The following is a 23,001-nucleotide window of genomic DNA, read 5'->3' on the forward strand; positions in this document are numbered from 1 at the left end:
GGTATCGCTGCGGGCCGTTACAGAAAACCCGGCAACAAACGTTGCAGTTTTAGCGGGTGGCGCTGAAAATAGCGGCGGTTTGTTTTTCCCGGCTTGTTTTCCAGCCTGTGTTTTTCCCAAAGCAGTAAATAACTTTTTTCAAGGCAGTGAATAACGGTGAAGGCGTGTCTACGGCAGACGTATTGAATGCGGACGTATTGAGTAAAGAAATGCTGGCGATGCAGGTACTGCGCGAAACCTTCGGCTACCAGCAATTCCGGCCGGGCCAGCAGGACATTATCAATGCCGCCATCAACGGGCGCGATTGCCTGGTGATCATGCCGACCGGCGGGGGGAAGTCCCTGTGTTATCAGATCCCGGCGCTGGTGCTGGATGGGCTGACGCTGGTGGTATCGCCGTTGATTTCCCTGATGAAAGATCAGGTCGATCAATTGCAGGCCTACGGCGTGGCGGCGGCGTGCCTCAATTCGACCCAGAGTCGTGAGCAGCAGCAGGCGGTGTTTAACGCTTGTCGTTGTGGTGAGCTGAAACTGTTGTACATTGCGCCGGAACGCCTCACGACCGACGGTTTTCTGGACCAACTGGCGCACTGGAATACGTCGCTTATCGCCATTGACGAAGCGCACTGTATTTCCCAGTGGGGGCACGACTTCCGCCCCGAATACCGCGCACTGGGGCAGATTAAGCAGCAGTGTCCCACTCTGCCGATTGTGGCGCTGACCGCGACCGCTGACGACACCACCCGTCAGGATATCGCCCGTTTGCTGGATTTACGCGACCCGCTGGTCAATGTCAGCAGTTTTGACCGCCCCAATATCCGCTACACGCTGGTGGAAAAATTCAAACCGCTCGATCAACTGTGGCTGTTTATACATGGGCAGCGTGGTAAGAGTGGCATCGTGTATTGCAACAGTCGAGCGAAAGTCGAAGACCTGTGTGCCCGGTTGCAAAACCGTGGGCTGAGTGTCGGAGCCTATCACGCCGGGCTGGAGAACGAGCGCCGCGCGCAGGTGCAGGAGGCGTTTTTGCGCGACGACCTGCAGGTGGTGGTGGCTACCGTTGCGTTCGGGATGGGGATCAATAAACCGAACGTCCGTTTTGTGGTGCATTTCGATATCCCACGTAATATCGAGTCCTATTATCAGGAAACCGGCCGAGCGGGGCGCGATGGGTTGCCCGCCGAAGCGGCGCTGTTTTATGACCCGGCGGATATGGCCTGGTTGCGTCGTTGTCTGGAAGAGAAACCGGCGGGGATGCAACTGGATATTGAACGGCACAAGCTGAATGCGATGGGCGCGTTTGCCGAAGCGCAAACCTGTCGTCGTCTGGTGCTGCTCAATTATTTTGGCGAAAATCGTCAGCAGCCATGCGGTAACTGCGATATTTGCCTTGATCCGCCGCGGCGTTATGACGGACTGGTGGACGCGCAGAAAGCCTTGTCCTGTGTTTACCGTGTGGGGCAACGGTTTGGGATCGGGTATATCGCTGAAGTGCTGCGTGGTGCCAATAATCAGCGTATCCGCGAATTCGGTCACGACAAATTGCCGGTGTACGGCCTGGGTAAGGACAAAACCCAGGAGCAGTGGGTCAGTATTTTGCGTCAGTTGATTCATCTGGGCCTGCTGGCGCAAAACATTGCCCATCATTCCGCCCTGCAACTGACCGAGTCGGCGCGGCCGGTACTGCGCGGCGAAGTGCCGTTGCAACTGGCGGTGCCGCGTGTTGCCAGTTTGAGTAAGCCGCGTGCCAGTCAGAAGAGCTACGGCGGCAATTACGACCGTAAGCTGTTCGCCAAGCTGCGTAAATTGCGTAAATCCATTGCGGATGAAGACAATATTCCGCCATACGTGGTGTTCAGTGATGCCACGCTGTTGGAAATGGCTGAACTGTTGCCATTGACCGCCAGTGAGTTGCTGGCGGTCAATGGCGTCGGTCAGCGGAAACTGGAGCGATTTGGCGTCCCCTTTATGACGTTGATTCGTGATCATCTCGATAACGGCGACGACTGATATTTGTCGGGTTTGCCTGTCGGCTGTTGTGGTTGTTGGGATTACCTCGTTTGCCGGGGTCATCGCCTTTTCCTGCATCTGAACGTTTTCTGTCTCTGAAAAAAGGATTGCTCATGTTGATGTTGTTTCTCACGGTGGCGTTAGTGCATTTGATTGCACTGATGAGCCCAGGGCCGGATTTCTTTTTTGTTTCCCAGACGGCGATTAGTCGTTCTCGTCGCGAAGCGCTGATGGGGGTACTGGGGATTACACTGGGCGTACTGGTCTGGGCGGCTATCGCGTTGCTGGGGTTGCACCTGTTACTGGAGCGCATGGCGTGGCTGCACCGCATTGTCACCGTCGGCGGCGGTTTGTATCTGTGCTGGATGGGCTGGCAATTGCTGCGCTCGGCGTTGCGTAAGCGTGCTCATCAGGAGGATGGCACCGTCGAGGTGGCATTGCCGCAGCGGGGTAAGACCTTTATGCGCGGATTGTTAACCAACTTGTCTAACCCTAAAGCGCTGATTTATTTCGGTAGTGTGTTTTCGCTGTTTGTCGGTGATGACGTGGGGGCGGCGGCACGCTGGGGGCTGTTCACGCTCATTTCACTGGAAACCTTGCTGTGGTTCAGCGTGGTAGCACTGGTGTTTGCCTTGCCAGTCATGCGTCGTGGTTATCAGCGGCTGGCGAAATGGGTGGATGGTCTGGCGGGCGCGCTGTTTACCGGCTTTGGCATCCATCTGATTATTTCGCGTTGATGCAAAATTACGGGGAGAAACTCGCCACGGCATGCGCGGCGAGTCGGTAATACGGGATTCAGGCTTTGCGCGCTGTAGCCAGCAGCGCGCCGACCAGAATGAACAGTGAGCCAAAGGTGCGGTTTAGCTGCTTGAGCTGGCGCGGGCCTTTCAGCCACTGTGCGATGCGTCGCGCCAGTGTGGCATAACCAATCATCACGACCACATCCACGACCACGGTGGTGACGCCCAGCACCAGATACTGCATCGCCTGAGGTTGGTGCGGAATAATAAACTGGGGGAACAGTGCCGCCAGAAACACGATGCTTTTAGGGTTGGTCAGGTTGACCAATATCGCCCGTTTAAACAGTCGGCGGCGCGGCATGCTGTTTGCCAGCGTCTGCAAATCCAGCGACCCGGCGCTACGCCATTGTTGAATACCCAGCCAGATCAGGTAAGCGGCACCGAGCCATTTCAGAGCATCAAATGCCAGTACCGACTGCGATAACAACGCCCCAAGACCAATCCCCACCAGCACGATGTGAATAGTCAGACCCAGTTGCAGCCCGGCGATGGAGGCAACCGCCCCACGGTAGCCGTGGCTGATGCTGGTGCTCATGGTGTTGATAGCGCCGGAACCGGGCGACAGACTTAAAATAAGCGTGGTGAGAAGGTAGGTTAGCCACCAGTCTTGGGTCATGGGTGAATGCTCCCTGATTGCGGTTTTTTATGCCACAATACGCTAACGCCTGTCTTTGTGCTACCGCTCACAAAAATCAAACTGCTCGGCATGATTGACCTCGGGAGAGCTTGATGAATCCGTATCCGGAATGCCTGCTGACCAGAGAGTGGCAGTACGCCGCATTTGTTACTGGTCCCTTGCTGGATTTCTGGCGACAACGTCAGGAGGGTATGTTCATCGGGGTGGATGACGTGCCTGTGCGTTTCGTGCGTTTTACCTCATCGTTGCATCGCCATCTGGTGGTGGTATTGCCCGGCCGTACCGACAGCTATGTAAAATACGCTGAGGTGGCCTATGACCTGTTCCAGTGCGGCTATGACGTTCTGATGATGGACCACCGTGGTCAGGGGCGTTCCGGCCGGTTGCTGAGAGACGGCCATCGTGGGCATGTTAACCGCTTTAGCGATTATGTGGACGACGTGGCGACGCTGTGGCAGCAGCAGGTCGCGCCAGGGCCGTATACCCGGCGGTTTGCGCTGGCCCATTCGATGGGCGGCGCGATTCTGGCGCAGTTCCTGGCGCGTCAGCCACAGGCGTTTGATGCGGCGGCGTTGTGCGCGCCGATGTGCGGCATCCTGTTGCCGATGCCGCGCTGGCTCGCCTGGCGCATTCTGGCGTGGGCTGAACGTCGCCCCGGGATCAGGGATTACTATGCGATTGGTACCCGTCCGTGGCGGCCGTTGCCGTTTATGGCCAATGAGTTAACGCACAGCCGTGAGCGCTACCGCCGTCATGTCCGTTTTTATGCCGATGACCCGGATTTACGCATCGGCGGCCCGACCTATCATTGGGTACGGGAAGCGTTACTGGTAGAAGAACAGTTACTGCAACAAGCACCCGCCATCACCACACCGTTACTGCTGTTGCAGGCGCAAGAGGAGCAGGTGGTGGATAACCGCAGTCAGGATGCCTTTTGTCAGGCGCTGGCGGCAGCCGGTCACCCGTGTGTGGGAGGCCGCCCTTACGTCGTTCGCGGTGCCCGTCACGACATTCTGTCGGAAAAGGATGCGATGCGGGCCGATGCCTTCGGGCAGATTTTGCAACATTTCAGCGATTATGATTAATACGTCTGTGCGGCCCGGCCGCCCGGCACCAGCGGAGGTTGAATTTCAACGTATGTACCCGATTGTTGCTTCCGATCTGGATGGCACACTGCTGTCACCCGATCACACCCTGTCACCCTATGCCAAGGAAACCCTGCGTCTGATGACGGAACAGGGGGTTCATTTTGTGTTTGCCACTGGTCGCCACCATATGGATGTGGCGCAGCTTCGCGATAATCTGGCGATTAGCGCTTACATGATTACGTCGAATGGCGCTCGGGTGCATAACACCGACGGTGAGCTGATTTTCAGCCATAATCTGGACCGCGACATCGCCCAAGAGCTGTATGGCATGGTGTATCACCATCCGGAAATCATGACGCATGTTTATCGCGATGATGAGTGGTTTCTGTGTCGCTCTCGTCCTGAGGAAGAACGCTTTTTTACCGAGACAGTGTTCCGCTACAAACTGTTCGACCCGGACACGCTGGGTACGGATGGCGTCGGCAAGGTGTTCTTCACCTGTGAGGATCACGACAAACTGCTGCCGCTGGAAGACGCGCTTAACGCTCGCTGGGGCGATCGGGTGAATGTCAGTTTCTCTACCCTGAGCTGTCTGGAAGTGATGGCGGGCGGCGTTTCCAAAGGCCATGCGCTGGAGCAGGTCGCTAAAATTCTCGGTCACACCATCAAGGACTGTATCGCCTTCGGCGATGGCATGAATGATTATGAAATGCTGTCGATGGCGGGCAAGGGCTGCATCATGAACAATGCCCACCAGCGACTGAAAGACATGCTGCCGGATAACGAGGTGATCGGCACCAACATCGAACAGGCGGTGCCTCGGTATCTGCGTCGTCTTTATCTAGGTGATGGAGCCTGAGTCACCGGTTGTACGTTATGCAAGAACGCGACGGCCTTGTCCGGGAAGTCGGTGAACAGGCCGTCGACATCGGCTTGCCGGTAAAGCAGGGCGTAGAGTGCGTTGACGTCGCTTGCGTATTTCGGCAGCCGGTCGGCGCGCACGGTGTAAGGATGTACCACCATGCCGCTGGCGTGCGCCTCTTTTACCAGCGGGCTGATGGTGATCTTGCCTGTGTCGCCGCTTAGCAACATGTGATAGTCGGGACCAACGCCATCGGCATAACGGGCGATTTTTTGCATGGCACCCGGCTTGAGCATCCAGTCGTAGTCATAGTTGACCCAGCGCCCGTCCGGTTGTTGCTGTTGGGTTTCCTGCCAGCGGGTTTCGGCGATCAGTTGCACCAGCTTCAGGTTCATCCCCAGCGCGGGCTCCAGTTCAGTTTTGATGCGCTGTAGCTCGTTGGCGTCAAAGCATTGCAGATAAACCCGATCGCTTTTTTGGGTGTAGCCGTACTGCTTCAGCACCTCCAGCACTGCGCGTGAAATATCCTTTCCTTCCTGACGGTGAAACCACGGTGCTTTGATCTCTGGATAAATCCCGATGTTTTTGCCGGTCGAGTGGTTCAGCCCTTGAATAAACTCGATTTCGTCCTGAAAGGTGTGAACACGAAAATCCGATTTACCCATTGGGAAGCGGTTGGGGTAGCTCTGCACCGGTTTGCCGTCTTTCAGGTCAAACCCTTCGGTGAATTTAAGCGAGCGGATTTCTGCCAGCGTAAAATCGATGGCGTAGTAGCGGCCGTCGGCGCGAGCACGGTCGGGGAAGCGGCTGGCTACGTCGGTCACCCGGTCAAGGTAGTGATCGTGCAACACCACCAGCGCATTATCTTTGGTCATCACCAGGTCCTGCTCCAGATAGTCCGCCCCTTGCGCATACGCCATCGCTTTGGCGGGCAAGGTGTGTTCTGGGAGGTAACCACTGGCACCCCGGTGAGCAATCACGATTTTATCGCCGGTTTGCGCCAGTGCGCCGAGGGATATCGCCAGTGCGACACCGGCCAATAACGGTTTGAACAGAGGAATCATGTCAGCGTCCTTTTTCAGTGGAAGAAAGATAAGCTGTGTGTGTTGCAGCGTTTCACATGAGCAGGTTGTTTCATATGAATGCGTGTTGATAACCCCCCGCCGGGCCAGTTCGACCCGGTGGGGAGAAGGCTCATGGTTTCACCGTCAATGAGGTTTCAGTGAGTAAACCATGGCGTGATGACAGAATCAGGCGCGTTTCGCCAGTTCTGCTTTGTGTTTGCTCTCGTTGATCATAGTCAGCACCAGCAGCAATACCGCCAGCACACTACCGCCGATCATGACCATGAAGCCGCCGTTCCAGCCAAAGAAATCGACGGTGTAGCCGACGATGGCGCTGGCAGCGACCGAACCGCCCAGATAACCGAACAGGCCGGTGAAGCCCGCAGCCGTACCGGCAGCTTTCTTCGGTGCCAGTTCCAGCGCGTGCAGGCCAATCAGCATAACCGGGCCGTAAATCAGAAAGCCGATGACGATCATGCAGATCATATCCACGTTGGGGTTGCCGGCCGGGTTCAGCCAGTACACCACGGTGGCGATGGTCACCAGTGTCATGAAGAACACCCCGGTCGCGCCACGGTTACCCTTGAACACTTTGTCGGACATCCAGCCGCACAACAAGGTGCCTGGAATACCGGCGTATTCGTACAGGAAGTAAGCGATGGACGATTTATCCAGTGCGAAGTGCTTCACTTCTTTAAGGTAGGTTGGCGACCAGTCGAGAATGCCGTAACGCAGCAGGTAGACGAACACGTTGGCGAAAGCGATGTACCACAACAGTTTGTTGGGGAACACATACTGCATGAAGATTTCTTTCGCGGTCAGTTCCTGTTCATCTTTCTCACTGTAATCCACCGGGTAATCGTTTTTGTATTCTTCGATCGGCGGCAGACCGCAGGATTGCGGGGTGTCACGCATCATGGCGAAAGCGAACAGCGCGACCAGAATGGCGGCGAAGGCCGGCATATAGAGTGCGGCTTTCCAGTCGTTGAACCAGGCCATCCCCAGCAGGAACAGTAACGGCGGAATGCCGCCACCCACGTTATGGGCGCAGTTCCAGATAGACACGATGCCGCCACGCTCTTTCTGTGACCACCAGTGCACCATAGTACGGCCGCACGGCGGCCAGCCCATGCCCTGGAACCAACCACAAACGAACAACAGCACAAACATCACCATGATGCTGGATGTCGCCCACGGCACGAAGCCCATAAACAGCATGACCGCGGCGGCCAGAATCAGACCGGCAGGCAGAAAGACTCGCGGATTGGAGCGGTCTGATACCGACCCCATGATAAATTTGGAAAACCCGTAGGCAATGGAAATACCGGACAGTGCAAACCCGAGATCACCTTTGGAGAAACCCTGTTCGACCAGATAGGGCATCGCCAGCGCGAAGTTCTTTCTGACCAGATAGTAGGCGGCGTAGCCAAAAAAGATCCCCAGAAAAATCTGCCAGCGCAACCGGCGGTAGAGCGGGTCTACCTGGTGTTCCGCCACGCGCGGGCGATGTGCCGCAGGCTTGAAAATACTCAGCATAAATAAACGATCCCCGATAGTTATTTTCTATAACGCGCGTCAGCGTAGCGAATGCGCGTCATCGTCAATGTGAGTCAGTACGCAATTGTTACACTTTTATGACGACGGGCGCTATTTTGAGCTTTAAGTAACACAAATGAAATAATGATTTTCCATTTTTGGGTGATTTGAATCACATATCTGCGGTTGTCTCCGGGTTTTATTTTCGTTTTTTGAGTGTTTTTGTTCTTTATCAATCATTGTGGCGCTGATTTATGTCCCACTACAGACAGGCATGATCCGGACTGAGGTAAAACGGCAATGGCAAACAACGGTTTGCGGCGAGAAACGGATGTAGTGATTATCGGCGGCGGCGCCACGGGGGCGGGGACAGCCCGCGATTGCGCGTTGCGCGGGTTGCGCTGTCTGTTGCTGGAACGGCATGACATCGCCACCGGTGCCACTGGACGCAATCATGGATTGCTACACAGCGGTGCGCGCTATGCGGTTACCGATGCGGAGTCTGCCCGTGAGTGTATTGAGGAAAACCAGATTCTGCGGCGCATCGCCCGTCACTGTATCGAGCCGACCGATGGGCTGTTTTTGACCTTGCCGCAGGATGATATCGACTATCAAACCCGGTTTATCGCCGCTTGTCAGCGCGCGGGTATCCGGGCGCAGGCCATCGACCCACAGGAAGCTTTGCGGCTGGAGCCCGCTGCGAATCCGGCGTTGATCGGTGCTGTGCGCGTGCCGGACGGTACGGTTGATCCCTTCCGGTTAACCGCCGCCAATATGATCGATGCCTGTGAACACGGTGCGGAAGTGCTGACTTACCACGAGGTCATTGGGTTACTCCGTCAGGGCGATCGTGTCGTTGGCGTGCGCGTTTTCGACCATAAACGTCAGGTGGCCAGTGAAATTTATGCACAAGTGGTGGTGAATGCGGGCGGCATTTGGGGGCAACGTATCGCCGAATATGCCGACCTGAATGTGCGTATGTTCCCTGCCAAAGGCGCGTTGCTGATTTTGGGGCACCGCATCAATAACCGGGTGATTAACCGCTGCCGCCCACCGGCTGATGCCGACATTCTGGTACCCGGCGATACTATCTCGCTGATTGGTACTACCTCGACCCGTATCGACTACGACCAGATTGACCACATGACGGTGACGCCGGAGGAAGTGGATACGCTGATTCGCGAAGGCAGCATGCTGGCACCGCAGCTGGCACAGACCCGTATTTTACGTGCTTACGCCGGGGTGCGACCGCTGGTGGCGAGTGATAACGACCCCTCCGGGCGTAGCGTCAGCCGCGGCATCGTGTTGCTGGACCATGCCAGCCGTGACGGGCTGGAGGGCTTTGTGACCATCACTGGCGGCAAGCTGATGACCTATCGGCTGATGGCGGAATGGGTAACCAACAAAGTCTGCGAAAAGCTTGGTCACCGCGCCGAATGTACGACGGCGTCTCGCCCGTTGCCGGGGTCGGAAACCACGGAACCGGACAGACCGCAGGCAGCTTCGTCGCTTTCAGCACCGCTGCGTGGTTCGGCGATTTACCGCCACGGGCATCGTGCCGCGCCGCTGGTCTCCGGTCACCGGGTGGACAGCAGTCTGGTGTGCGAATGCGAAGCCGTGACGGCAGGCGAGGTGCGTTACGCAGTTGAGTCGCTACAGGTGAACAACCTGACTGACCTGCGCCGACGTACCCGCGTCGGCATGGGGACCTGTCAGGGGGAATTGTGTGCCTGCCGTGCCGCTGGCCTGTTGTGCCGACTGGGGCAATCCACGCCGCAACAGGCGGTGTCGCAACTGAGCCAGTTCCTTAACGAGCGCTGGAAGGGCATGCGGCCCATCGCCTGGGGAAACACGTTGCGGGAAAGCGAATTTACCAGTTGGATTTATCAGGGTTTGTGCGGACTGACCGAACGCCCGGAGCAGGAGAACGGCGATGCATTATGACGTGGTGATCATTGGCGGCGGGCTGGCGGGGTTAACCTGCGGCATTCGCCTGCAAGAGCAGGGCAAGCGCTGTGCTGTGGTCAGCGTCGGGCAAAGTGCGTTGACCTTCGCCTCCGGCGCACTGGATCTGCTGGCGACATTGCCGGACGGCACTGCGGTCGAGCAGCCGCTGACCGCGCTGGATGAACTGGCCGCGCAGGCACCCTACCACCCTTATACCCTGATGGGCAAAGCGCGAGTCAGCCAGCTGGCGGCGGATGCCGAAGCCTTGCTGGCGCGCTGTGGTTTGTGGTTGCGCGGCGATAGTGGTGGCAACCACCAGCGCCTGACCCCGTTGGGCAAATGGCACCCCTGCTGGTTAAGCCCGTCAGATAGCGTTACGCGTGGCTTGTCGGGGTCACCCGCGTGGCGACAGCCGTTGGTTGCTGGCATTGAAGGGTTTATGGATTTTCAGTCCCGGCTGGTCGCCGGAGAATTGCAGGCACAGGGGATTGCGGCACGCGCCGATGATCTGCGCTTACCGCAGCTGGATGCGCAACGGCAGAACGCCAGTGAGTTCCGTTCACTGGCTATCGCTCGTGTGCTGGATACCCCGGCCGGTATCGCGGCGCTGGCGGAAGAGCTGATGACGCGGGCGAGCGGCAATGATGCCGTTATATTGCCTGCCTGTCTGGGGCTGGAAGCCCAGGGGCAATTGAATGCTGCATTGGGCAAACCGGTCGGACTGCTGGCAACGTTACCCCCTTCGTTGCCGGGCATGCGCTTGCATCAGGCGCTGCTGGGGCGTTTTCGCCAGACCGGCGGGACACTGATGCCGGGAGATAAAGTGTTGTCAGCACAAGCACGTGAAGCGGGCGTCGCCTTGTATACCCGCAGCCACGGCGAGGTACCGCTGCGTGCTGAGCACGTGGTACTGGCAAGTGGAAGTTTTTTCAGCAACGGTCTGGTGGCGGAACGCGATCGGGTGGTGGAGCCGGTGTTTGGCCTGGATGTCGATTTCCTGCCGACCCACGAGGACTGGAGTCAGTCCAACCTGTTTGCTGCTCAACCCTATCTGCAATTTGGGGTCATCGCGGACGAGCAGTTACACCCGGCTATCGACGGTCACACCCAACACCGCTTGTATGCGATTGGCTCGGTATTGCGGGGGTATGACCCGTTACGGCAGGGATGTGGCGGCGGGGTTTCACTGCTGAGCGCGCTATACGCCGCGGAGATGATCACAAGGGAGAACCGATGATGAGCCGGTCTGACACCAGTTTTGAGAATTGCATCAAATGTACCGTCTGTACTACTGCCTGCCCGGTCGCACGCGTCAATCCGTTCTACCCAGGGCCAAAACAAGCGGGGCCAGATGGCGAGCGGCTACGGCGCAAAGACCCGGCATTATTTGACGAAGCGTTGAAGTACTGCACCAACTGCAAACGCTGCGAGGTGGCGTGCCCATCGGATGTCAAAATTGGCGACATCATTCAGCGTGCCAAAGCCAGCCATAGCCAGCATCGTCCGACGTTGCGTGACGCCATTCTCAGCCACACTGATTTGATGGGGTCTGTCGCGACGCCATTTGCGCCGCTGGTGAATACGCTAACTGGGCTGAAACCCATGCGTCAGTTGCTGGATAAGGCGCTGAAAATTGACCATCGCCGCCAGTTGCCGCGCTATTCCCACGGTACTTTCCGCAGTTGGTACCGTCGGCAGGCGGCACAGCAGTTGCAGTTTGCCGAGCAAGTCGCTTATTTCCACGGGTGCTACGTTAACTACAATCATCCACAACTGGGCCGTGACCTGATCCGTGTGTTTAACGCGATGGGCGTCGGGGTTCAGTTGCTCACCAAAGAGAAGTGCTGCGGTGTGGCGCTTATCGCCAACCGTTTTCTCGATAAGGCCCGCAAGCAGGCGAACTTCAATCTGGCTTCTCTGGATGAGGCTATCAACAGTCGCGGTCTGCCGGTTATTGCAACATCGTCCAGTTGTACCTTTACGCTACGCGATGAATACCCCCATCTGTTGGGGCTGGACAACCACCACGTGCGTGATGGCATAGAACTGGCGACTCGCCACCTTTATCGCTTGCTGGAGCAAGGCCGAACATTGCCGTTGCAACCGTTGCCGCTGCGGGTGGTGTATCACACGCCTTGTCATCTCGAACGAATGGGGTGGACGGCGTATACCCTGGAATTACTGCGACGCATTCCGGGGCTGGAGTTACAGGTACTGGATTCTCAGTGCTGCGGTATCGCCGGAACTTACGGTTTTAAAAAGGAAAACTATGACACCGCGCAGGGGATTGGCGCGCCGTTGTTCCGACAGATCGAAGCCAGTGGTGCTGATCTGGTGATTACCGATTGTGAGACCTGCAAATGGCAGATTGAAATGTCGACCAGTAAAACCTGCGAACACCCCTTCAGCTTACTGGCTAGAGCGCTGCCCGCATAAAGTACTGCCCGCGTAAAGCGCCAATGTTGCACCTCGCCCTCCCGGTTATTTGCTCCGGGAGGGCGCACCGCGCTATTTCCCTTCCTTTTTCAATGGTTAAACATTAACCACTTGATTCTGAAAAATAATTTTTTTGGATACTGGCAGGAATAACCGGCACGTCAGTCGGAACTGGCTGCCCGGCGAACATTTTCTTTAGATTGAACAAGAAATCGCTTTACAGATGCAAATGATAATGATTATTATTGTCATGCGTTCCGGGAAAGCCTAATGAATCCATCTCTGTGACTCATCGCGGTTTTGCTGTGAAGGCACGACATTGCTCACATTGCTTCCAGTATTACTTAGCCAGCTCGGGTGCTGGCTTTTTTTTATCCTGAATTTTTTGGAATCTGATTTCCAAATATTGTTCCTGCTAATGCTGTTGCAGCCATCCCTGGCCGCCACCCTACGGGCTATCGCATTGCGATATCAAAAATTTCTCCCGGAAATTTTTTGAACAGAGCGGTGAGTTTTTTAGGCTTTCTTATTCCCGGCTGGTCGCTAGACTGAAAAAAACATTCGAGGAGCGCAACATGATTTATTTACGCAAAGCACAAGATCGCGGCCATGCTAACCACGGCTGGCTGGATAGCTGGCACACGTTTTCGTTTGCCGATTACTACGATCCGGATTTTATGGGGTTTTCCGCACTGCGGGTGATCAATGAAGACTATATCGAAGGTGGGCAGGGTTTTGGAACCCACCCGCACCGGGATATGGAAATTCTCACCTATGTGCTGGAAGGTACCGTGGAACATCAGGACAGTATGGGCAACAAGGAACAGATCCCGGCGGGTGAGTTCCAAATAATGAGCGCTGGCACCGGGATCCGCCATTCCGAGTACAACGCCAGCCAGGACAAACTGCTGCATTTGTACCAGATTTGGGTGATCCCGGAAAAAACCGGTCTGACACCGCGTTATGAGCAGCGCCGTTTCGATGCGCCGCAAGGCCGCCAGCTGGTGTTGTCACCGGATGCCCGCGACGGATCGCTGAAAGTATTTCAGGACATGACGTTATGGCGCTGGGCGCTGAAGGTGCAGGAAGCCTCGTCCTACCAGACTCAACAGGGCCGTGTGTTATGGATTCAGGTGGTACGAGGCACGGTTGAGATCAATGGTCAGCAGGCGACCACCAGCGATGCGCTGGCTATCTGGGATGAAGACGCCATCACGGTGCGTGCCAGCGAAGACAGCGAAATCCTGTTGTTTGATTTGCCGCCGGTAAAGTAACCAGCGCATGTCAGTCAAGGCGAGCCCAGTGAGCTCGCCTTTATTTTTGATGGCAAGACTTACGATGGCTGAGTTGTTGGAGTATCCGCTTCGCTGCTGGTTGTCACCGGTATCGACTGGATGGTAATGCCGTCGCTGGAGGTGCCTGGCGTATAAACGGCGCGACCCGCCGTGGTAGTGACAGGATTATCGGTACTGGTGACTTTTTTTGACAAGTCGCCGTAGGTCACGGTGACGGGCTTGCCTTCTGAAATGGTCACGTAGGCAGACTGGGGCGGCTCGGTACCTGCTTTTTGTGCTTCAATATGCGCCTGAAATCTACGCACGGCTTCCTCGCCGCTTTCGGGCGTAATATCCGGGTTAACTGATATTGAATCTATATTGATATTATATCCGCCCGTTTCTTCAGATTTGGTGACCGTAATTTTCGGACTTAATCCTACGGTTGGGACGTGCGTTCCAAGTTGAGAAATGCCAGTCATATTATCGTCTCCAGAGTGTTATTAATGCTGCCAGTGGCAGCCAGATTGATCAGCATCGATACCCGTCATACTTCACGTTGTAGGTGCGCTGACGTTATAGCTGTGTTGGTCGTATTACTCGCCCTGAAAGGGCGCAACGCATTGTGCGGTGCAACACGTGAGCGTGTTGCCCGGTAACTCGACTTATTGAGGGTATCTATTCAGATTTGTTCGCTTTCACAGAAAGCCAATTTTCTGTCTCCCGACATTTTTTATGGCATGTAATGATGGGTGCCATTCCGGCAAGAATACAATAGTAGTATGTGAAACGACTTATAATAAAAAATCATTTATGACCGTATTACTTTATTAAAAATGAAATTAATTTATTGGCATGTCTATTTATTGCAAAATTAATTAATAATAAAGAAATAATATAAGTAAGTTGGTTTCGGGATACTGTCATGCGATTGTTATCACCGGTGTTCAGATAGATATTCTGCTAACCATTTCTTTAGTACAATCGGCGTTTTGAGTCGCGGGGATGTCAACGGATGATAAAGAAAAAAAGACCGGTGTTGCAGGATGTCGCCGACCGGGTTGGGGTGACTAAAATGACGGTCAGCCGCTATTTGCGTAACCCGGAACAGGTCTCTGAAGCGTTGCGAGGCAAAATCGCCGCTGTGCTGGATGAATTGGGTTACATTCCCAACCGAACGCCGCATATTCTCGCTAATTCCACCAGCCGGGCCATCGGCGTGTTGCTGCCATCGCTCACCAACCAGGTGTTTGCCGAGGTGTTGCGTGGCATTGAAAAAGTGGCGGAATCGCAAGGCTATCAAACCATGCTGGCGCATTACGGCTACCAGCCGGAAGTGGAAGAACGGCGTCTGATGTCGCTGCTGGCTTATAACATCGACGGGTTGATTCTTGCTGAGCGCAGCCATACGGCGCGTACCCGTCAGATGATTGCGGTGGCTGGGATCCCGGTCGTGGAATTGATGGACTCGGTCTCCCCCTGCCTCGATATGGCGGTGGGGTTTGATAATGTGGACGCCGCACGCCAGATGACGCGTTATATGATTGCGCGTGGTCGCCGCCGCGTGGTGTACCTCGGCGCACGTCAGGATGAACGCACGTTATTAAAGAAGCGAGGTTACGAACAAGCGATGGCGGAGGCTGGGCTTGCCAGCTACAGCGTGATGAGTGAAAGCCCTTCGTCTTACACGTTGGGCGGCGATCTGTTGCGTCGTGCGCAGGCGGAATACCCACAGCTCGATAGCCTGTTCTGTACTAATGATGACCTGGCGATTGGTGCCATGTTCGAATGCCAGCGGCAGGGGTTACGCGTTCCCGAACAGATGGGGATTGCCGGTTTCCACGGCCATGATATTGGACAAACCACGGTACCACGGCTCACCAGCGTACTGACACCGCGTAAGCGAATTGGCGAGCTCGGTGCGGCACAACTGTTGGCGCGTCTGCACGGTGAAACCTTGCCGACGACCCGTGTGGACGTCGGCTTTACCCTGCAGGTGGGCGAAAGCGTCTAGGCCCTAGGTCAGCGTGGCAGGCGAGCGCGCAATGCCTCGACACACCGCGCTACCACCTGGTCCATCGGGCCGTTGATATCCACGGTGATGACATCGGCTTCGGTTTCGTCCGGCTCTTCCAGTGCATCAAACTGACTTTGCAGCAGACCCGTCGGCATAAAATGGCCGGCGCGTGCCTGATGGCGTTGCAAAATGACGTCAAAACTGCCTTTCAGGTAGAGAAAGACCATGCCATCGTTGCCGTCGCGTAGCCGATCGCGGTAGCGCCTTTTTAAGGCGGAGCAGACGATAATGCCGGTTTCATTTTTATGCAGCAGGCTGTAGGCAGCATCGTTCAGGCGCTCCAGCCAGGGGGCGCGGTCATCGTCATTGAGCGGCTGGCCGCTGGCCATTTTCTGGATATTGGCCCTGGGATGCAGATCGTCGCCATCAATAAACTTGGCGTGAATGGCTCGTGCCAACTGGGCTCCCACGCTGGATTTCCCGCTGCCGGAAACCCCCATCAGAATAATACTTTGTCCTGACATAATTTGATCTCTATCCCAAACTGTAAATTAAATGCGTCGCGCAGGTTTCGTATTTTAACATGTTACCGGTATCATGATACCGGTAACATCGTGCATTGTGATAGTTGTCACGCGATAGCCGCCACATGACAGCCATCACATGGGTGGATGCTCCCGACGGGATGCAACGATGCATGCCTGTCATGACGCAGGTACGCCACTACTGTAGCGAAGGTGCCGATGTCACACCGGGAGCCTTCGCAAAACATAAGAAAATCCCCTGTTGTTGCCCGGCTCGCGCAGACAGGGGTTGCCGGAGAGAGTTATGCCACTCGTGATTGTCGCTGTGGGTGTCGCACTGCTGTTGGTGCTGATGATCCGCTTTAAACTGAATGGTTTTATCGCATTGATTCTGGTTGCACTGGCTGTGGGCGTCATGCAGGGAATGCCGGTGCAAAAAGTGATGACTTCCATCAAAAACGGGGTGGGCGGTACGCTGGGTAGCCTGGCGCTGATCATGGGATTTGGCGCTATGCTGGGAAAATTGCTGGCGGACTGCGGCGGTGCACAGCGGATCGCCACCACGTTGATTCATCGCTTTGGCCGTAAACATATCCAGTGGGCGATTGTGCTGACCGGGTTTACCGTCGGTTTCGCGCTGTTCTATGAAGTGGGGTTTGTACTGCTGTTGCCGCTGGTGTTCAGCATTGTGGCCTCAGCCCGCATCCCATTACTGTACGCTGGTGTGCCGATGGCGGCGGCATTGTCTGTCACCCACGGTTTTCTGCCGCCCCATCCAGGGCCAACAGCGATTGCTTCGCTATTCCATGCCGACATGGGCAAAACCCTGCTCTACGGTACGTTGCTGGGGATCCCGACGGTGATTCTGGCGGGGCCGGTTTACGCCCGTTTTCTGAAAAAGATCGATAAGCCGATTCCGGAAGGGCTGTATAACCCGAAACAGTTCACCGAAGAGGAAATGCCGGGCTTTGCCGTCAGCGTAATGACTGCACTGGTGCCGGTTATCCTGATGGCGCTGCGCGCCGTGGCGGAAATGATATTACCGAAGGGACATGCATTGCTGCCGTATGCCGAGTTCTTCGGCGACCCGGTGATGGCGACCCTGATTGCGGTGCTGATCGCGATTTTTACCTTCGGCCTGAACCGTGGTCGCAGCATGGATGAGGTGATGGGCACCATTACCGACTCGATTAAAATCATCGCCATGATGTTGCTGATCCTCGGTGGTGGCGGCGCGTTTAAACAGGTGCTGGTAGACAGCGGCGTAGACAAGTACATCGCCGGGATGATGCACGGTAGTAGCGTGTCGCCGTTGCTGCTGGGTTGGCTTATCGCCGCCGTGCTGCGCCTGGCATTAGGGTCTGCCACCGTGGCTGCGCTGACTGCGGGCGGGATTGTCGCGCCGCTTATCGCTACTACCGGTGCCAGCCCGGAATTGATGGTGATCGCTGTGGGCTCCGGCAGCGTGATTTTCTCTCACGTCAACGACCCCGGTTTCTGGCTATTCAAGGAGTATTTCAACCTGAGCATTCCGGAAACGTTGAAGTCGTGGTCAGCGCTGGAAACCATTATCGCGGTGTGTGGTCTGGTTGGCACCCTGCTGCTGAGCTACGTGGTGTGATTGAGTGTGATTAATCTGGGTCGGGGATAACCCTTCTCTCTCAGTCTCCGCCTGGTGCGGGAGACTGAGAGAATGGCCTGAGGCAACAACGTCCAGATGCTACAGTTTCAGGTAGGCCCGAATACCGTCCAGAAACATTTGTGTGGAGAGCATGACCAGTACCAGCCCCATCAGCCGTTCCAGCGCATTGACGCCTTTGTCGCCCAACAATCGCAGGAACAGGTTCGATAACAGCAGCACGACCACCGTAATGGCCCAGGCAATAAGCAGCGCCAGTGTCAGATGCGGCAATTGATTCGGGTACTGGTGGGAGAGCAGCATCAGTGCGGCCAGAATCGATGGCCCGGCCACCATCGGAATAGCCAACGGCACCAGAAACGGCTCATCGCCGGCGGGCAAGCCGCTGGTAAAGCCTTCCTGCGTTGGGAAAATCATGCGGATGGCAATCAAAAACAGCACGATACCGCCGGAAATAGACACGGTTTCGGTACGCAGATTCAGTATTGCCAGAATCTTCTCGCCCGCGAACAGGAACACCAGCATCACCCCCAGTGCGATGATCATCTCCCGAATCAGCACCACACGTCGCCGTTTGGGATCCAGGTGTTTCAGAACAGACATAAACACTGGCAGGTTGCCGAGCGGATCCATAATTAACAGCAACAGGACGGTTGCCGAGATCATTTCAGTCATGGTGGTGGTAAGCTCCTTTCATCCTCCGTCTTCTGGCAGGCACATTAGGCCTGTTGCTGAAAACGCCTGAGTCATCGAATAAATTCACTTGCGACTTCTGATACATTTTGTAAGGTTGACAGACATCACTTTAAACTATGCTCCCTGCCTGAAATGGCAGTCGGATTGCTTTTTGTCACCCCCAGGCAGGACGGTTACCATGAAAAATGTTGGTTTTGTTGGCTGGCGCGGAATGGTCGGTTCGGTACTCATGCAGCGCATGGTGGAAGAACGCGATTTTGATTTAATCCGCCCGGTATTCTTTTCTACGTCGCAGCACGGTCAGCCAGCACCGGCGCTGGGCGGCCAGCAGGGTGTCCTGCAGGATGCCTACAATCTCGACGCGCTGCGCGCGCTGGATATTATCATCACCTGTCAGGGCGGCGATTATACCAATGAAATCTACCCAAAGCTGCGTGAAAGTGGCTGGCAGGGGTACTGGATCGACGCAGCATCTTCTCTGCGAATGAAAGATGACGCGATTATTATTCTGGACCCGGTTAACCACGGCGTTATCCAGTCTGGTCTGGATAAAGGCATCAAAACGTTTGTCGGTGGTAACTGTACCGTCAGCCTGATGCTGATGTCGCTGGGTGGCCTGTTCTCCAACGATCTGGTGGAGTGGGCATCCGTTGCCACCTATCAGGCGGCGTCCGGTGCTGGTGCGCGCAATATGCGTGAACTGCTGATTCAGATGGGCCAGTTGAACGCTGAAGTCGCCGCTGAACTGAGTGACCCGGCTTCCGCCATTCTGGATATCGAGCGCAAAGTGACGGCATTGTCACGCGGCGGTCTGGATGTGGAAAACTTCGGTGTGCCGCTGGCGGGTAGCCTGATCCCGTGGATCGACAAACAACTGGAAAACGGCCAGAGCCGTGAAGAGTGGAAAGGCCAGGCGGAAACCAACAAGATCCTGAATACCGCCAGCACCATTCCGGTGGATGGTTTGTGCGTGCGTATCGGCGCGCTGCGCTGCCACAGCCAGGCGTTCACGCTGAAGCTGAAAAAAGATGTGTCGATTCCGGAAATCGAGCACATGCTGGCTACCCACAATGACTGGGTGAAAGTGGTGCCGAACGACCGCGAAATCACCATGCGTGAACTGACCCCGGCAGCGGTGACCGGCACGTTGTCTACCCCGGTGGGCCGTCTGCGTAAACTGAACATGGGGCCGCAGTACCTGTCCGCTTTCACCGTTGGTGACCAGCTGCTGTGGGGCGCTGCCGAACCGCTGCGCCGCATGCTGCGCATCCTGTTGTAATTCCGTTCCCGCTAAAACGCGCCCGTTGGGCGCGTTTTACTGTTCTTCCTATCCCCATACCTTCTCCTTAGGAGGTGGCGATCTTTTTCTGGCAATGGTTCGCGGTATTGTCCATTCTTGTTTGTCCGTCAGGGATTTGAGCGCCGTTTTGCGCTGAATCACGATCATCATGATGAACCCCGGCATAATGGGACGGCCTGCGTGGCACCACGCCGGAGGATTTTTTGCGCTTTTTTGTGAGGCTGAGATGCAACGATTGACGATTTCTCTGGATGACCCGCTGGCTGAGGCGTTGGATGCACTGATGCTGCGAAAAGGCTATGCCAACCGATCGGAAGCGTTTCGCGACATGTTGCGGCGTGAATTGGGCGAAATGACGGTAGCACAGGATAAAAATGCCGAGTGTGTGGCGGTGCTGAGCTATGTGTATGATCATCACGAGCGTCAGTTATCGAGCCGACTGGCCGGTATGCAGCATGAACACCATCACCTGACGGTGTCCACCATGCACACCCACCTCAGCCATGATGAATGCGTGGAAACCGTGATTTTGCGTGGCCCTACCGATCGTGTAGAGCAGTTTGCCGCTTCGGTCATCGCTCAGACCGGCGTGCGTCACGGACAGCTGAATCTGATCCCGATGGAACAGAGCGCTAAGGCATAAATACGGCGACACAGATAGATCGTCAGCCGGTTTGTGGGTCAGGCTGGTGTCAGCGTCGGTTGTGGTCGTGGCGAAAACGTACCGGGGCCAACCCATTAACCGTATGAATTATAAAAAATATAAAATATTTTCCAGCCGTAATAATACATAATGCTTGCTTTCATGCCTGATGAATGCGTTAATAGCCGCACGGTTTGTTAGTCAGACCTATTTATGTCAGGCATTTTACTAAAGTAGTCCTCAGTCCAAGCGTTATCCCCAGATATCACTTCCCCTGAATCTCTTTTTTTCTTGCTCATAAGTATTTCCTGCATTGCAGACCCCTGTTGCCCTTAAACGGGCTGGAAAAAAATTACGAGGTAATATGATGTCTAATAAAATGACTGGTTCAGTAAAATGGTTTAACGAATCTAAAGGTTTTGGCTTTATCAGCCCGGCTGATGGCAGCAAAGACGTATTCGTACATTTCTCTGCAATTCAGAGCGACAGCTTCAAAACGCTGTACGAAGGCCAGAAAGTGGAATTCGTTATCGGCAACGGTCCGAAAGGTCCTTCTGCTGAGAACGTAGTAGGGCTGTAATTTCCCGGGTCATCCTCACCGACGATAGCGAAGATGGCGTTAGCCGGAGCAGTGACGTGATGTGATGCCGAGATCAGCCTAAGAACGGCTTCCCCCAGGGGAAGCCGTTTTTTATTTCAGGCATGAGTTTTATTTCAGGCATGAGTATGACTGCGCCAGCCTGACACGCTCTTATCCTACCCTCAGCGGTACGCGAACCCGAACGCGGGTAAAGCGTTCCGGTTCGCTGGTGACGGTAATGCCGTAATGATGGCCGTAGCGCGCCTTGATACGTCGGTCTACCAGATTCATCCCCAGCCCGTCACTACCGTTGCGGGGGTAATAAGTCCCGGCGTTATCTTCTATCGTGAGCTCCAACATATTGGCGTGAGTACGGGCACCAATGCGCAAATAACCGTTATCCAGCATGTGGGCGATGCCGTGCTTGATGGCATTTTCCACCAGCGGTTGCAGGGAAAAGGCGGGTAATCTGGCGGCCCTGAGCGACGTTGGAACGGCGATTTCCACTGTCAGCAGATTGGCGAAACGGGCCTTTTCAATATCAAGATAGGCGTTGATGTGCTCCAGTTCGTCACTGAGCGCGACTTCATCACCGCTACGTTTGAGGTTTTTACGAAAAAAGGTCGATAGCGATAACACCAACTGACGGGCCTGATCCGGATTGCGGCGGATAATCGACGATAAGGTATTTAGGGTGTTAAACAGGAAATGTGGGTTCACCTGTGCATGCAGGAGTTTGATTTCGGATTGTGCCAGTAACTGCTTTTGCTGCTCGAAACGACCCGCGAAGATTTGAGCCGACAGCAAATGGCCGATACCTTCGCCCAGCGTGCGGTTTATGCTGGAGAATAACTTGTTTTTCGGTTCATACAGCTTGATGGTGCCGATGACTCGTTGCTCTTCGCCACGCAGTGGGATAACCAGTGTAGACCCCAATTTGCAGTGTGACGACAACGGGCAGCAAAACGGTACTTCGTTACCGTCAGCGTACACCACCTGATTGTTGTCGATAGCCTGATGGGTATAGGACGACATAATCAGCGAACCGGTGGTGTGGTGATCGTCGCCGGTGCCGACAAAAGCCAGCAGCTTTTCCCGATCGGTGATGGCGACGGCACCAACACCCAGTTCTTCATACAAGATATGGGCTACCCGCAGGCCGGTATCCGGATTAAATCCTTCCCGTAATACCCCTTCCGCCCTTGCCGCAATCTGCAAGGCGCGCGCAGAAAACGCCGATGTGTATTTCTCAAACATGGCCCGGCGGTCCAACAGGATCCGCATGAACATGGCTGCCCCGATACTGTTGGTGATGATCATTGGCAAGGCGATGTTCTTAACCAGCGTCAGCGCCTCGCCAAACGGGTGCGACAACAGCAGGATGACGCTCATCTGCAGTATTTCCACTAGCAGCGTAACAGCCGCGATAACCAACGGCTGGAACAACAGGTCGATACGGTGGCGACGCAGCATATAACGGTGTAGCAGGCCACCGGCCAACCCTTCCATGATGGTGGACACCATGCACGCCAGTGCGGTCATGCCACCTAATGAATAGCGGTGCAGACCGCCGGTCAGCCCGACCAGTACGCCGACCGTTGGCCCCCCCAGCACGCCGCCCAACAGTGCACCGATGGCGCGAGTATTGGCGATGGAGTCGTCAATATGCAGGCCGAAATAGGTGCCGAGGATGCAAAACATGGAAAACGTCAGGTAGCAGATCAGTTTGTGCGGCAAACGAAGGGTAACCTGCGTCAGCGGAATAAACAGCGGCGTTTTGCTCAGCAAATAAGCGATGACCAGATAGACGCACGTTTGTTGCAGCAATGACAGAATCAAATCAACCTGGCTAACCATCTCCACACACCTCCTTGTTGGATCAAGCAATTCTACGTGTTGTACACCAAGGTAACCCGAATAAGATCAATATTCGCTAACGCTATGATTAA

21 protein-coding genes are annotated in these 23,001 nt (G+C 55.3%); 13 read left to right on the forward strand and 8 right to left on the reverse strand.

The features are described from left to right. The first annotated feature begins 164 nt into the window (after positions 1-164). Positions 165-2,009, forward strand: coding sequence for an ATP-dependent DNA helicase RecQ (recQ, locus tag FGI04_RS20465; RefSeq protein WP_434964874.1), 1,845 nt, complete (start codon positions 165-167; stop codon positions 2,007-2,009). 113 nt (positions 2,010-2,122) lie between these two features. Then, on the forward strand, positions 2,123-2,746 hold the full coding sequence (rhtC, locus tag FGI04_RS20470; RefSeq protein ID WP_168361269.1) for a threonine export protein RhtC: 624 nt from the start codon (positions 2,123-2,125) through the stop codon (positions 2,744-2,746). 58 nt (positions 2,747-2,804) lie between these two features. On the opposite strand, the gene rhtB is transcribed toward rhtC, so the two are convergent. After that, positions 2,805-3,425 (reverse strand): homoserine/homoserine lactone efflux protein, encoded by a 621-nt coding sequence (gene rhtB / locus FGI04_RS20475; protein WP_016942899.1) that lies wholly within the window; start codon positions 3,423-3,425, stop codon positions 2,805-2,807. A 113-nt stretch (positions 3,426-3,538) separates the two neighbouring features. Here rhtB and pldB point away from each other — a divergent pair, with 113 nt between their 5' ends. After that, positions 3,539-4,531: a lysophospholipase L2 gene (gene pldB / locus FGI04_RS20480; RefSeq protein ID WP_407321914.1), complete on the forward strand. Its 993-nt coding sequence runs from the start codon at positions 3,539-3,541 to the stop codon at positions 4,529-4,531. A gap of 52 nt (positions 4,532-4,583) precedes the next feature. Next, a complete protein-coding gene (gene yigL, locus FGI04_RS20485; RefSeq protein ID WP_407337175.1) occupies positions 4,584-5,393 on the forward strand; it encodes a sugar/pyridoxal phosphate phosphatase YigL in 810 nt (269 codons plus the stop codon). Here yigL and glpQ read toward each other — a convergent pair. Both glpQ and glpT read right to left on the reverse strand, forming a co-directional pair. Further along, complete coding sequence (gene glpQ / locus FGI04_RS20490; protein ID WP_407337176.1) at positions 5,372-6,460, reverse strand: glycerophosphodiester phosphodiesterase; 1,089 nt, start codon at positions 6,458-6,460, stop codon at positions 5,372-5,374. The genes yigL and glpQ overlap by 22 nt on opposite strands. Positions 6,461-6,646: 186 nt before the next feature. Further along, positions 6,647-7,996: a glycerol-3-phosphate transporter gene (gene glpT, locus FGI04_RS20495; protein ID WP_407274171.1), complete on the reverse strand. Its 1,350-nt coding sequence runs from the start codon at positions 7,994-7,996 to the stop codon at positions 6,647-6,649. Positions 7,997-8,296: 300 nt separating this feature from the next. On the opposite strand from glpT, the gene glpA reads away from it, so the two are divergent. From glpA to FGI04_RS20515, 4 genes are all read left to right on the forward strand, one after another. Then, on the forward strand, positions 8,297-9,940 hold the full coding sequence (glpA, locus tag FGI04_RS20500) for an anaerobic glycerol-3-phosphate dehydrogenase subunit A (RefSeq protein ID WP_210175189.1): 1,644 nt from the start codon (positions 8,297-8,299) through the stop codon (positions 9,938-9,940). Continuing rightward, a complete protein-coding gene (glpB, locus tag FGI04_RS20505) occupies positions 9,930-11,180 on the forward strand; it encodes a glycerol-3-phosphate dehydrogenase subunit GlpB (protein WP_407337177.1) in 1,251 nt (416 codons plus the stop codon). The genes glpA and glpB overlap by 11 nt, the downstream gene beginning before the upstream one ends. After that, positions 11,177-12,379 carry an anaerobic glycerol-3-phosphate dehydrogenase subunit GlpC gene (gene glpC, locus FGI04_RS20510; RefSeq protein ID WP_342699314.1) on the forward strand — a complete coding sequence of 401 codons (1,203 nt, stop codon included), beginning with the start codon at positions 11,177-11,179 and terminating at the stop codon, positions 12,377-12,379. Before glpB ends, glpC begins: the two co-directional genes overlap by 4 nt. A 575-nt stretch (positions 12,380-12,954) precedes the next feature. Continuing rightward, on the forward strand, positions 12,955-13,653 hold the full coding sequence (locus FGI04_RS20515; RefSeq protein ID WP_342699313.1) for a pirin family protein: 699 nt from the start codon (positions 12,955-12,957) through the stop codon (positions 13,651-13,653). A 59-nt stretch (positions 13,654-13,712) separates the two neighbouring features. Here the strand turns inward: FGI04_RS20515 and FGI04_RS20520 are convergent, their stop codons facing one another. After that, the gene (locus tag FGI04_RS20520) at positions 13,713-14,135 is read right to left on the reverse strand and encodes a mucin protein (RefSeq protein WP_407337178.1); all 423 of its coding nucleotides are present in this window, start codon (positions 14,133-14,135) and stop codon (positions 13,713-13,715) included. A 533-nt stretch (positions 14,136-14,668) separates the two neighbouring features. Here FGI04_RS20520 and gntR point away from each other — a divergent pair. Continuing rightward, the gene (gene gntR / locus FGI04_RS20525; protein WP_342699311.1) at positions 14,669-15,667 is read left to right on the forward strand and encodes a gluconate operon transcriptional repressor GntR; all 999 of its coding nucleotides are present in this window, start codon (positions 14,669-14,671) and stop codon (positions 15,665-15,667) included. Positions 15,668-15,675: 8 nt separating this feature from the next. On the opposite strand, the gene FGI04_RS20530 is transcribed toward gntR, so the two are convergent. Both FGI04_RS20530 and FGI04_RS20535 read right to left on the reverse strand, forming a co-directional pair. Continuing rightward, positions 15,676-16,194 carry a gluconokinase gene (locus tag FGI04_RS20530; RefSeq protein WP_342699310.1) on the reverse strand — a complete coding sequence of 173 codons (519 nt, stop codon included), beginning with the start codon at positions 16,192-16,194 and terminating at the stop codon, positions 15,676-15,678. A gap of 107 nt (positions 16,195-16,301) precedes the next feature. Next, entirely contained in the window at positions 16,302-16,442 is a 141-nt protein-coding gene (locus FGI04_RS20535) for a hypothetical protein (protein WP_342699309.1), read from the reverse strand. 56 nt (positions 16,443-16,498) lie between these two features. Here FGI04_RS20535 and gntT point away from each other — a divergent pair, with 56 nt between their 5' ends. Further along, on the forward strand, positions 16,499-17,815 hold the full coding sequence (gene gntT, locus FGI04_RS20540; protein ID WP_407337179.1) for a gluconate transporter: 1,317 nt from the start codon (positions 16,499-16,501) through the stop codon (positions 17,813-17,815). 99 nt (positions 17,816-17,914) lie between these two features. Here gntT and FGI04_RS20545 read toward each other — a convergent pair whose 3' ends face one another. Then, positions 17,915-18,508 (reverse strand): YhgN family NAAT transporter, encoded by a 594-nt coding sequence (locus tag FGI04_RS20545; protein ID WP_019845825.1) that lies wholly within the window; start codon positions 18,506-18,508, stop codon positions 17,915-17,917. Between the two features lie 199 nt (positions 18,509-18,707). On the opposite strand from FGI04_RS20545, the gene asd reads away from it, so the two are divergent. The 3 genes from asd to cspE all read left to right on the forward strand — a co-directional run bounded on the left by asd (position 18,708) and on the right by cspE (position 21,052). Further along, entirely contained in the window at positions 18,708-19,808 is a 1,101-nt protein-coding gene (gene asd, locus FGI04_RS20550) for an aspartate-semialdehyde dehydrogenase (protein ID WP_342699307.1), read from the forward strand. 247 nt (positions 19,809-20,055) lie between these two features. Continuing rightward, a complete protein-coding gene (gene nikR, locus FGI04_RS20555) occupies positions 20,056-20,472 on the forward strand; it encodes a nickel-responsive transcriptional regulator NikR (protein WP_407337180.1) in 417 nt (138 codons plus the stop codon). 367 nt (positions 20,473-20,839) lie between these two features. Beyond that, a complete protein-coding gene (gene cspE, locus FGI04_RS20560; protein WP_012768004.1) occupies positions 20,840-21,052 on the forward strand; it encodes a transcription antiterminator/RNA stability regulator CspE in 213 nt (70 codons plus the stop codon). Between the two features lie 171 nt (positions 21,053-21,223). Here cspE and FGI04_RS20565 read toward each other — a convergent pair whose 3' ends face one another. Further along, the gene (locus FGI04_RS20565) at positions 21,224-22,909 is read right to left on the reverse strand and encodes a sensor histidine kinase (protein ID WP_407337370.1); all 1,686 of its coding nucleotides are present in this window, start codon (positions 22,907-22,909) and stop codon (positions 21,224-21,226) included. Positions 22,910-23,001 lie beyond the last annotated feature (92 nt).

This window comes from Dickeya ananatis, assembly GCF_019464615.1.
GTDB classification, from domain to species: domain Bacteria; phylum Pseudomonadota; class Gammaproteobacteria; order Enterobacterales; family Enterobacteriaceae; genus Dickeya; species Dickeya oryzae.

Bases quoted from the DNA above. Each gene is read 5' to 3' on its own strand.
- FGI04_RS20535 (WP_342699309.1), bottom strand. From the start codon at position 16,442: ATGTTTTGCGAAGGCTCCCGGTGTGACATCGGCACCTTCGCTACAGTA.
- rhtC (WP_168361269.1), top strand. From the start codon at position 2,123: ATGTTGATGTTGTTTCTCACGGTGGCGTTAGTGCATTTGATTGCACTG.
- FGI04_RS20530 (WP_342699310.1), bottom strand. From the start codon at position 16,194: ATGTCAGGACAAAGTATTATTCTGATGGGGGTTTCCGGCAGCGGGAAA.
- FGI04_RS20545 (WP_019845825.1), bottom strand. From the start codon at position 18,508: ATGACTGAAATGATCTCGGCAACCGTCCTGTTGCTGTTAATTATGGAT.
- pldB (WP_407321914.1), top strand. From the start codon at position 3,539: ATGAATCCGTATCCGGAATGCCTGCTGACCAGAGAGTGGCAGTACGCC.
- glpQ (WP_407337176.1), bottom strand. From the start codon at position 6,460: ATGATTCCTCTGTTCAAACCGTTATTGGCCGGTGTCGCACTGGCGATA.
- glpC (WP_342699314.1), top strand. From the start codon at position 11,177: ATGATGAGCCGGTCTGACACCAGTTTTGAGAATTGCATCAAATGTACC.
- cspE (WP_012768004.1), top strand. From the start codon at position 20,840: ATGTCTAATAAAATGACTGGTTCAGTAAAATGGTTTAACGAATCTAAA.
- glpT (WP_407274171.1), bottom strand. From the start codon at position 7,996: ATGCTGAGTATTTTCAAGCCTGCGGCACATCGCCCGCGCGTGGCGGAA.
- yigL (WP_407337175.1), top strand. From the start codon at position 4,584: ATGTACCCGATTGTTGCTTCCGATCTGGATGGCACACTGCTGTCACCC.
- gntT (WP_407337179.1), top strand. From the start codon at position 16,499: ATGCCACTCGTGATTGTCGCTGTGGGTGTCGCACTGCTGTTGGTGCTG.
- glpA (WP_210175189.1), top strand. From the start codon at position 8,297: ATGGCAAACAACGGTTTGCGGCGAGAAACGGATGTAGTGATTATCGGC.
- gntR (WP_342699311.1), top strand. From the start codon at position 14,669: ATGATAAAGAAAAAAAGACCGGTGTTGCAGGATGTCGCCGACCGGGTT.
- FGI04_RS20565 (WP_407337370.1), bottom strand. From the start codon at position 22,909: ATGGTTAGCCAGGTTGATTTGATTCTGTCATTGCTGCAACAAACGTGC.
- glpB (WP_407337177.1), top strand. From the start codon at position 9,930: ATGCATTATGACGTGGTGATCATTGGCGGCGGGCTGGCGGGGTTAACC.
- asd (WP_342699307.1), top strand. From the start codon at position 18,708: ATGAAAAATGTTGGTTTTGTTGGCTGGCGCGGAATGGTCGGTTCGGTA.
- nikR (WP_407337180.1), top strand. From the start codon at position 20,056: ATGCAACGATTGACGATTTCTCTGGATGACCCGCTGGCTGAGGCGTTG.
- FGI04_RS20520 (WP_407337178.1), bottom strand. From the start codon at position 14,135: ATGACTGGCATTTCTCAACTTGGAACGCACGTCCCAACCGTAGGATTA.
- rhtB (WP_016942899.1), bottom strand. From the start codon at position 3,425: ATGACCCAAGACTGGTGGCTAACCTACCTTCTCACCACGCTTATTTTA.
- FGI04_RS20515 (WP_342699313.1), top strand. From the start codon at position 12,955: ATGATTTATTTACGCAAAGCACAAGATCGCGGCCATGCTAACCACGGC.